Annotated in this window: 4 protein-coding genes; 3 read left to right on the top strand and 1 reads right to left on the bottom strand. The window is 68.4% G+C overall.

What is annotated here, in order from left to right; all coding sequences use genetic code 11:
- Nucleotides 1–168: 168 nt before the first annotated feature.
- Nucleotides 169–459 carry a hypothetical protein gene (locus WA317_RS07660; RefSeq protein ID WP_425172464.1) on the top strand — a complete coding sequence of 97 codons (291 nt, stop codon included), beginning with the start codon at nucleotides 169–171 and terminating at the stop codon, nucleotides 457–459.
- 20 nt (nucleotides 460–479) lie between these two features.
- Here the strand turns inward: WA317_RS07660 and WA317_RS07655 are convergent, their stop codons facing one another.
- Nucleotides 480–1247, bottom strand: a complete 768-nt coding sequence (locus WA317_RS07655) for a TVP38/TMEM64 family protein (protein ID WP_425172463.1) — start codon at nucleotides 1245–1247, stop codon at nucleotides 480–482.
- 167 nt (nucleotides 1248–1414) lie between these two features.
- Between WA317_RS07655 and mutA the strand changes: the two genes are divergently transcribed.
- Together mutA and WA317_RS07645 are read left to right on the top strand one after the other, a co-directional pair.
- Nucleotides 1415–3277: a methylmalonyl-CoA mutase small subunit gene (gene mutA / locus WA317_RS07650; protein WP_425172462.1), complete on the top strand. Its 1863-nt coding sequence runs from the start codon at nucleotides 1415–1417 to the stop codon at nucleotides 3275–3277.
- 5 nt (nucleotides 3278–3282) lie between these two features.
- Nucleotides 3283–4143 (top strand): methylmalonyl-CoA mutase family protein (locus tag WA317_RS07645; RefSeq protein WP_425172461.1); only part of this gene is annotated, 861 nt, incomplete at its 3' end.

Below are 4143 nucleotides of genomic sequence, written 5' to 3'. Positions count from 1 at the left end.
CCACAGAAAGCCCTGCTACCGGCGCCTGCGCCCGAGGCGCCGCAGGTGGTTGTGCCAGCTCCAGCGGCTCCTGCTCCGGCGGCGCCTATTCTGGCACCAGTTCCCGCTGCGCCAGCACCGGTTCCGGCGGCTCCCGCGCCCGCTTCGGTAGCTCCCAAGCGTGTCCCGGTGCCCGTATTCGTGCCGGTAGCGCCGATGTTCCCCTTTATGCCGGTGCCGATTCTGGCTCCGCCGGCGCTACGATCGGCGCGGCCACCGTTCCTGCCCGGCGGCGAAAACCGCTGGGAGAACGGCCCGATGACCGGGGGAGGCATCGCCAGCAGCCCAGGAGGCATCGCCACCAGCCCAGGACGCATCGGCGGCAGTCCGGATGGCATCGGCTCCAGCCCTGGCGGCACCAGCGCCACTGGGCCCAGCGGCGGCTACGGCGGCAACGCCGGCGGCTTCGGCGGCCGGTGACCCCGGTCGATGCCGAAGAACTATCTGCTGCGGCAAATCGCCGGTTCGGCGACTTCGTCGCGTTCGGCCGACAGTTCGTGGCGGGCGCGGCGGTGCTGCTTGACCTCGTACACCAGCACTGCCACCCCGACAGCGGCGGTGCACAGCGACACCAACAGCAGCAACGGATCGACATGACCGGTCAGCGCGTCGCCCAGGATGACCACGGCTGCGGTGCCCGGGGCCAGGCCGGCCAGCGTCGCCAACGTGTACGGCCATAACCGCACCGCGGACGCGCCAGCGGCGTAGTTGAGCACCGAGAACGGCACGGCGGGAACCAACCGCAACGCCAGCACCGTCGGCCAGCCCCGTTCGCGCAGCCGGTCATCTAGCGTTTCGACCGCCCGGTGCCGGACCAGCCTGCTGAGTTGCCAGCCGGCGACCCGCACCAACGCCACGGCGATCACCGCGCTGGCAGTGCTGGCGGCGACGGCCAGCAGCACGCCGAGCAACGGACCGAACAGCAGGCCGGCGGCCAGGGTGAATGCGGTACGCGGGAACGGCAGCACGGTGACGGCGATATGGGCGACCAGGAAAGCCGCCGGAAACCACGGTCCCATCGACGCCGCCCAGTCCCGCAACTGCACCGCGGTGGGGAGCGGAACCAGCAGCGTCACCGCGACCGCAGCCGCGAGCACGACGCCGGTCAGCAGGATGCGCCGGCGAGGCGCCTGCCGTGCCGCCGCGACTACCGCCGAAGCGAGACCCCGCAAGGTGCCGGCGATCTTGCCGTTGGCAGAACCCGTCACGGATTTAAAGGCTAACGGCCGTCTGTGAACATTTCGTTGTCCGCGTGTGGCATTTCGCGAATCGTTGCCGGTGGCCGTCAGCACTCGACTGATCAGCGCTGACCGCTATCAATTAGCCTGGTTGAGAAGACCTCCGCTTGCAACGCTGCGATGACCAGGAGCCGCCGGTGTCAGTCGATCCTCCCGCCGACCTGGTGCAGGCGCACGCGCGGTGGCGCGCGGCGGTAGCGGGCGTGCTGGCCAGAAGTTTGCGGCGCGACGAGGCCGATTTCGGTGACGAACCGGAACGCCTGCTGGAAATCGCTACCTCCGAGGGTTTTGCGATCCGCCCGCTCTACACCGCGCTCGACGCGCGACCGGAGCCGCCGCTGCCGGGTGAATGGCCCTTCGTGCGCGGCGCCGACGCACTGCGCGACGTCAACGCGGGTTGGAAGATCGCCGAAACATTTCCGCTCAACGAGCGCGACGGCCAGGACGGGGCGGAGGCCAACGCGACCGTGCTGGCAGCACTCAACGACGGTGTCAGCGCGCTGGTGCTGCGGGTCGGTCAGACCGGGGTGGCGCCGGCTCAGCTCGACCGGCTGCTCGCCGGTGTGTATCTGGATCTCGCGCCGATCATTCTGGACGCCGGGACGGACTACGCGGTGACGTCCTACGGCATGCTGGCGCTGATCGCCGAGCTGGACCCGGACCGAAGGGCCGCCTTGTCGATCGATTTGGGCGCCGACCCGCTGACCACACCGCTGAGTGGTCGCGGCGCCCCGCCGATCGACGAAGTCCTCGCCGTGGCGGCCCGGGCGGCCGAAGGCCGTGGCGTGCGTGCGATCACCGTCGACGGCCCGGCGTTCCACAATCTCGGGGCCAACGCGGCCTGGGAGCTCGCCGGCAGCATCGCGGCCGGTGTCGAGTACGTGCGGGCGTTGACCGATGGCGACCTCACGGCCGCAGATGCGTTGCGGCTGATCTCTTTTCGGCTCGCAGCCGGTGACGACCAGTTCATGACGATCGCCACGATGCGGGCGGCCCGTCTGCTGTGGGCGCGGGTCGCCGAAGTGGTCGGCGAACCGGGCAGCGGCGCGGCCGTGCTGCATGCGGAGACGTCGCTGATGATGATGACTCAGCGTGACCCGTGGGTGAATATGCTGCGCACCACGCTGGCCGCTTTCGGCGCCGGTGTCGGTGGCGCCGACACCGTGCTGGTGCTGCCGTTCGACGCGGCGATCCCCGGCGGCTACCCGGGCATCGCGACCAGTTTTTCGCGGCGAATTGCCCGCAATACCCAGCTGCTGCTGCTGGAGGAGTCGCACACCGGCAGGGTGCTGGATCCGGCCGGTGGATCCTGGTTCGTCGAAGACCTCACCGAGCAACTGGCGCAGGAAGCGTGGCGGCATTTCCAGGCTATCGAAAAGCGCGGGGGATTCGAGGCGGCCCGCGACTACGTGCGCGATCAGATCGCCGAGGTCTCAGCCCGGCGCGCTGACGACATCGCGCACCGCCGCACCGCGATCACCGGCGTCAGCGAGTACCCGAACATCGCCGAACCGCCGGTACCACACAGTGATTCGACGCCGACGGTGCAGCGCTACGCGGCGCCGTTCGAAGCGCTGCGGGACCGCTCCGATGCATTCCTGGAGCGAACCGGTGAACGGCCCACCGTGCTGCTGCTGCCGTTGGGACCGCTGGCCGAACACAACACTCGGGTGACGTTCGCGGCTAACCTGATGGCCTCGGGCGGCATCGAAGTGATCAACCCGGGACCGGTCGACGCCGCCGGTGTCGCGCAAGCGGTTTTAGCGGCCGGCTCACCTAAGGTCGCGGTGATCTGCGGCACCGACCGGCGCTACCTTGACGAAGCGGTCGGTGTCGTGCAGGCGGCGCGTAGCGCCGGAATCGTGCGGGTTTATCTGGCCGGCCCACGCGAAACTCTCGGTGACGTCGACGACCGGGCGCAGCTGCCCGACGAGTTCCTGACCGCCAAGATCAACGCTGTGCAAGCGCTGACGCATCTGCTCAACCGGTTGGGAGCCTAGCCAGGATGACTCTGCAGGATGTCACCGGCCAACCGGCATCCGACACCCACTCCGAATGCCAGTCCGCCCTCGGCAGCTTCGCCGACGTGCCGCTGCACAGTGAGCGCGTGGTCGAACCGTCCACGCCGGCGGCGGTGGAAAAGCGCGTCGCCGCCGCGGCGTCGGCGCACGGGTACACAGCCGAGCAGTCGGCCTGGCACACACCGGAGGGCATCACCGTCAAACCGGTGTACATCGGCGCTGACCGCGCCGCCGCCGTTGCCGAAGGGTATCCGCTCGACAGCTTTCCCGGTGAGCCGCCCTACCTGCGCGGCCCCTACCCGACGATGTATGTCAACCAGCCGTGGACCATTCGTCAGTACGCGGGTTTCTCCACCGCCGCGGACTCCAACGCGTTTTACCGCCGCAACCTCGCCGCCGGTCAGAAGGGACTGTCGGTGGCGTTCGACCTCGCCACCCACCGCGGCTACGACTCCGACCATCCGCGGGTGCAGGGCGATGTCGGAATGGCTGGAGTGGCAATCGATTCCATTCTCGACATGCGGCAACTGTTCGACGGCATCGACCTGTCAGCGGTGAGCGTGTCGATGACGATGAACGGCGCGGTGCTGCCGATCCTGGCGCTCTACGTGGTGGCCGCCGAGGAGCAAGGTGTGCCGCCGGAGAAGCTGTCCGGCACCATCCAGAACGACATCCTCAAAGAGTTCATGGTGCGCAACACCTACATCTATCCGCCCAAGCCCTCGATGCGAATCATCTCCGACATCTTCGGCTACAGCAGCGCCAAGATGCCGAAGTTCAATTCCATCTCGATCTCCGGTTACCACATCCAAGAAGCAGGCGCCACAGCGGATTTGGAACTGGCG

Origin of the sequence: Mycobacterium sp. (genome assembly GCF_049802695.1) — a bacterium.
Lineage (GTDB): Bacteria > Actinomycetota > Actinomycetes > Mycobacteriales > Mycobacteriaceae > Mycobacterium.
This window is presented reverse-complemented; position numbering and strand designations above follow the sequence as displayed.